Annotated in this window: 6 protein-coding genes; 5 read left to right on the top strand and 1 reads right to left on the bottom strand. The window is 36.9% G+C overall.

Annotated features, from left to right (window positions below):
- Positions 1-234 precede the first annotated feature (234 nt).
- On the bottom strand, positions 235-468 hold the full coding sequence (locus AC1DSL_RS15295; RefSeq protein WP_477532835.1) for a hypothetical protein: 234 nt from the start codon (positions 466-468) through the stop codon (positions 235-237).
- Positions 469-584: 116 nt separating this feature from the next.
- Between AC1DSL_RS15295 and bioD the strand changes: the two genes are divergently transcribed.
- The 5 genes from bioD to AC1DSL_RS15270 form a co-directional block, all read left to right on the top strand.
- Entirely contained in the window at positions 585-1,265 is a 681-nt protein-coding gene (bioD, locus tag AC1DSL_RS15290) for a dethiobiotin synthase (RefSeq protein WP_477532834.1), read from the top strand.
- Positions 1,255-2,616, top strand: coding sequence for an adenosylmethionine--8-amino-7-oxononanoate transaminase (gene bioA, locus AC1DSL_RS15285; RefSeq protein WP_477532833.1), 1,362 nt, complete (start codon positions 1,255-1,257; stop codon positions 2,614-2,616). Before bioD ends, bioA begins: the two co-directional genes overlap by 11 nt.
- Positions 2,617-2,668: 52 nt before the next feature.
- Positions 2,669-3,223 carry a biotin transporter BioY gene (locus tag AC1DSL_RS15280; protein ID WP_051123212.1) on the top strand — a complete coding sequence of 185 codons (555 nt, stop codon included), beginning with the start codon at positions 2,669-2,671 and terminating at the stop codon, positions 3,221-3,223.
- Positions 3,189-4,187, top strand: coding sequence for a biotin synthase BioB (gene bioB, locus AC1DSL_RS15275; RefSeq protein WP_477532832.1), 999 nt, complete (start codon positions 3,189-3,191; stop codon positions 4,185-4,187). The genes AC1DSL_RS15280 and bioB overlap by 35 nt, the downstream gene beginning before the upstream one ends.
- Before the next feature lie 428 nt (positions 4,188-4,615).
- A partial coding sequence (locus AC1DSL_RS15270) for an ABC transporter (protein WP_477532831.1) occupies positions 4,616-5,555 on the top strand: 940 nt, incomplete at its 3' end.

The following is a 5,555-nucleotide window of genomic DNA, read 5'->3' as shown; positions in this document are numbered from 1 at the left end:
TTAGTAGGATGGTCGGCAATTTCTGAAGACTCCAGCGGAAAAACGAAATAAGCTAGACCCCACAGGCTCAGCTGTCATAGACAGCTGAGCCGAGGAGGCTAGCGTTTCGTCCGCGGAAAGCGAAAGAATTAGCCGACCATAAAATTTTACGATAGAGTGCAATAGATAAGAATGCGAATTGTTATACTTTTATATTGATTAATATTCTTTTTCTCCCAGCTGGAGCAACGTCATTTAAGACGTTGCTTTTTTATATTTAAAAAGTACTTCTGATAAAACTCCTTCAGCAGCCTTCAGGTTAGTAGAAAACATAAACTCAAAGATCGCTTTCTCGATAGCAAAAATTCGATTTTCCTTTATCTTTCGGTTAAATAATTGGGTATTTTCTCCCTTGTTATTTGAAAAATCATCCAATTTTTTTGTTTTCCAATGATTTTTTATAAGTACGTAATATGTAATTTGATTCAATTATTTCATAAATCTTTTAATTCAAACTTGACTTGTGTTAACCTATTAATTGAATAGGTTAACACAAGTGTTTTTTAGGTTAATCTTTAAGATAATAAGAAAATGAGGGAATTACATTGCAACATTTTTGGGTGGTAGGTACTGATACAGATGTTGGAAAAACGTTTATCACAACAGTATTCATGCGTCATCTCCAAATGCAGGGACATAGAGTAATACCTTACAAACCTGTACAAACGGGTGAAGTCATGGATAAAGGTCGCTATTATTATCAGGACACAACAAGTTATTTAGAATATAGCTTACATCCCTTAGCTCAAGAGGCACTGAATACATACTCTTTTTCGACACCTGCATCACCGCATTTTTCGGCGGAACTTGAAGGGGAAACTATAAAAGAAGACAGGCTGCTTAAAGCGATTGAAAAGTTAAAATTAGAATATGACACAGTTATTTGTGAGGGGGCTGGAGGACTATATGTGCCACTTCATTCGGATACTACTTTGACATTGTTAGATGTTATCCAGCAATCAGCACTACCTGTCATACTCGTAGCAAATACGAAGCTCGGCACAATCAATCACACTTTGTTATCTGTAAATGCGCTGAAGGCACGTAATATCGAATTACTAGGTATTGTGTTCAACCAATTCGAGCAGAGTGCATTAGAAAAAAACAATATCGACACAATACGTCGATTTACCGGTGTTCCATACGTGGTAATTGAGGCGAATCGTACGATTGAAAGCTTTGATGATGAATCGGTCTTTGAAAGGTTGTTGACCGATGACATATAAAGAACTTCAAGCTCGTGACCTTAAACATATTTGGCATCCTTGCTCACAAATGAAAGACTATGAATCCTTTCCACCGATTGTGATAGACCATGGCAAAGGGGTGTGGTTGTACGACAATCAAGGAAATCGCTATTTAGATGCAGTTTCCTCATGGTGGGTCAATTTATTTGGCCATGCGAATCCGCGTATTAGCAAGGCTTTAGCTGAACAAGCACAAAAATTAGAGCACGTTATTTTTGCGAACTTTACCCATGAGCCTGCGATACATGTGGCTGAGAAACTCGTTGCACTGACACCAAAAGGTTTGGAAAAAGTGTTTTTTGCCGATAACGGATCCGCCGCCATTGAGGTCGCGCTAAAAATGAGCTTTCAGTACCGTGCACAAACGAATCAGCCGAAGAAAAAACGGTTTTTAGCATTTACAAATGCCTATCATGGCGAAACACTCGGTGCCTTGTCCGTTGGAGGAGTCGGTTTATACAACGAAGTATTTGCTCCTCTGTTATTAAACGTTGTACATACACAGGGACCGGATTGTTTTCGCTGTCCTTTTGGCGAATCACCAACGACCTGTAGCGCTCCTTGTACACAGTATGTAGAAGAACAATTGAAGCAATATGCCGATACGATTTCTGCTGCCATTATTGAACCGTTAATTCAAGCGGCAGCAGGAATGAAAATGTATCCGCCTGTTTTTCTGGAAAAATTAAGGGCATTATGCGATGAATATGATGTGCATCTAATAGCTGATGAGGTGGCGGTCGGGTTTGGCCGTACTGGTACATTCTTTGCATGCGAGCAAGCTGATATTACACCGGATTTTTTATGTTTATCCAAAGGCATTACGGGTGGTTATTTACCGCTTTCTGCTGTATTGACAACGAATGAGATATTTAACGCCTTTTATGACGACTACGGAACGATGAAGGCATTTTTACATTCGCATAGTTATTCAGGTAACCCACTCGCACTACGTGTAGCACAGGAAGTATTGGCCATTTTTGAAGAAGAACAAGTGTTGACAAAGTTAGTAGCCAAACAAGAATTGTTAAAAAAATTAGCAAAAAGAGCATTTGAACATTTACCTTATGTAGGTGAATATCGTCAAACTGGCTTCGTTGGGGCAATTGAATTAGTTGCAAATAAAGAGACGAAGTCGTCATTCCCAAGTGAAGAGCGAATCGGCTATCAAATTTATCAGCGTGCACTAGAGAAAGGGCTCCTGATCCGTCCGCTCGGTAATATTATTTATTTCATGCCACCTTATGTCATTTCAGAAGATGAAATCGAATGGATGATTGGGACAACGAGAGTAGTTATCGAACAATTTTTCAAAGACAGGGGAATATAAATTGAAAAACTCACGAACTTTATCGCTTACCCTTGTTGCGGTTTTTGCTGCAATGACCGCAATTGGCGCTTTTATTAAAATTCCGTTACCCGTTGTGCCCTTTACACTGCAAATTATTGTCGTGTATTTAGCAGGTTCATTATTAGGAAGTAAGCGAGGTCTTCAAAGTCAGTTGGTTTATGTCCTCGTCGGTTTAGCGGGACTTCCTGTCTTTACTCAAGGCGGAGGTATTATGTATGTATTACAACCGACATTTGGTTATTTAATTGGCTTCGTTGTAGGTGCATATGTGATCGGCTTCATCATTGAACGCGTCGAGCAACCTACACGCAAACACTTTATTGTTGCGAATTTGATTGGAACTGCTGTCATTTATGCGATTGGTGTACCTTATCTTTACCTGGCATTAAATCTTTGGCTGGACGTACCAACTAACCTATCACATGTACTGGCAGTAGGGCTGTTAAATACGGTAGGTGTTGACATTGCACTTGCTATTTTTACGAGTTTAATAGCTACTCGTATATATCCATTTTTGAAAACAATACATTCAACGAAAAGAGGCACACAAAATGAACTGGCAAACATTAGCTCAGGAAGTCATTGACGGTAAAGAAATAACAAATGAAGAGGCAATGGAAATTTTAACAACGGACGATGATGAACTACTACCCCTACTGCATGGTGCTTTTACAATCCGTAAGCATTATTACGGGAAAAAAGTGAAATTAAATATGATTATGAATGCGAAAAGTGGCTATTGCCCAGAGGACTGCGGTTATTGTTCACAATCGTCAAAATCAACTGCACCAATCGAAAAATATCCGTTTATATCAAAAGAAGAAATATTGGCAGGTGCTAAGCATGCATTTGAAAATCAAATCGGTACATTTTGTATCGTTGCAAGTGGCCGTGGTCCAACACGTAAAGACGTAAATGTTGTCAGTGAGGCAGTAGAAGAAATTAAAGAGAAATACGGATTGAAAGTATGTGCTTGCTTAGGACTTTTAAGAGAAGAACAAGCCGAGCAGCTGAAAAATGCTGGTGTCGATCGCTATAATCATAACTTAAATACATCTGAACGCCATCACGATTACATCACGACTTCACATACATATGCAGATCGTGTGAATACGGTGGAAATTGTGAAAAAACATGGTATCTCTCCATGTTCAGGAGCAATAGTTGGTATGAAAGAAACGAAGGAAGATGTAGTTGATATTACACGTGCACTTCGCCGCCTGGATGCGGATTCGATACCAGTAAATTTCCTGCATGCGATTGATGGTACAAAACTGGAAGGTACAAACGAACTGAACCCTCGCTATTGCTTGAAGGTACTGGCACTGTTCCGTTTTATGAATCCAACAAAAGAGATTCGTATTTCAGGTGGTCGCGAGGTGAATCTTGGTTCACTCCAACCATTGGGTCTATATGCAGCAAACAGTATTTTCGTTGGCGACTATTTAACGACAGAAGGTCAAGCGGAGAATAAAGACTATTTAATGTTGCAAGATCTTGGTTTCGAAATAGAGCTTGCAGAAAAGCAAGCATCATTATGTGAAGTTTAACTTAATCAGGCAGTGACATATATTACATGTTTCACCAGATGACAAGGTGTTAATGGAAGATTTAAGAGTAGTGCTCATGGGAAAAATAGTTCATATTATAGGTAAATGTGAATTAGAAACTACTCTGTTAAGTCTAAGTAACCTTCAAAATTCTTTTTTAATACTATTTTTTATATAGAAGAAACCATTTTGATTTTTGTCAAAATGGTTTCTTTTAGTTTAATACTAAAAAACGTCCCAATATTTTGAAATTTAGGGTATGAATGTTACATATATTTATGTTAAAATTTTCTAGTTACCGATACTATATTTCATAGAATAGGGAGGTAATATAGGTTAGGAACTTTAAGATATTTGAGCTAGTTTCAAATATTTGTGTTATCTGTGGATACATATTAAATACTGAGATTAGAAGTTGAGGGATGCCAATGTGGAACATTTTTAAAACTTGTTTAATCCTAGAGAAATCAAATAAAAAAAATATTTTTGCTTGTATTTTCGTAGCAGTAGTTATTTTTGGCTTGATGTTATTTGTGAAAACTGAGGATTTAGGAAACAAAGATAAAGAAATATCTGGAGAAACTCAATCGCTTTCTTTAGCGTTGAGTAAATTTCAAAATGTAGACGCAACTGATGAAGGAAATGGCAGTGACTTATATAAGAATTTAGCACTTCAACGTCAATATGTAGCTAAGCAAAGCATGTCACTAACAATGGAACGACCAGAATTATTTGTAGATACAGCTATAGACCTTGCAGATTTAAGAGCTAACTCATTTGATATGGAGGGCTTTGATCGTGTTGCGATTTATCTACCTACAAAAGTAGAAAATCAATTAGATCGAGTGTTTTATCAATCTATTAAGAAAACCGGAATGTCGTTTTCCATAGATTCATTATCTTTCTTTYCATTTCTTGCTTATCTATTTGGAGTACTAGGTTCAGTCTGGTTTGTTTTCATGTGTATGTATTCATGTGGAATCATGATTGAGGACTTCCAACATACATCTTTAATTAAGGGATATCCAATCACGTTTGATAAGTATGTAATAGCTAAATGTATCTCATTAATGCTCATAGTAGGAATATTTCTTCTAGAGTTATTTGTTTGCAGTCTACCGTTAATTTATTTTAAGGGATTTGGTAACCCTTCCTTCCCGATTGCTATCTTTGATGGTATTTTTGAAGTTTATCCAATATACCAATACCTAGGTATATCTATACTTTATATGATTTTGATTTCCATTTTTACAATACTATTATCAATAATATTAAATGTTTTATTGAAGAATATGTATTTGACGCTTTTTGTGCAATTATTATTGTATATTTTCCCTATATTATTTCCAAACATGATGAACCTTGTAC

The sequence above is a fragment of the Paenisporosarcina sp. P4_D4 genome, from assembly GCF_056401835.1.
The sequence above is the reverse complement of the archived record's forward strand: the minus strand, read 5'-3'. Positions and strand labels throughout refer to the sequence as shown.

Excerpts from the sequence above, each read along its gene's own strand:
- bioA (WP_477532833.1), top strand. The coding sequence starts at position 1,255 with ATGACATATAAAGAACTTCAAGCTCGTGACCTTAAACATATTTGGCAT.
- AC1DSL_RS15280 (WP_051123212.1), top strand. The coding sequence starts at position 2,669 with ATGACCGCAATTGGCGCTTTTATTAAAATTCCGTTACCCGTTGTGCCC.
- bioB (WP_477532832.1), top strand. The coding sequence starts at position 3,189 with ATGAACTGGCAAACATTAGCTCAGGAAGTCATTGACGGTAAAGAAATA.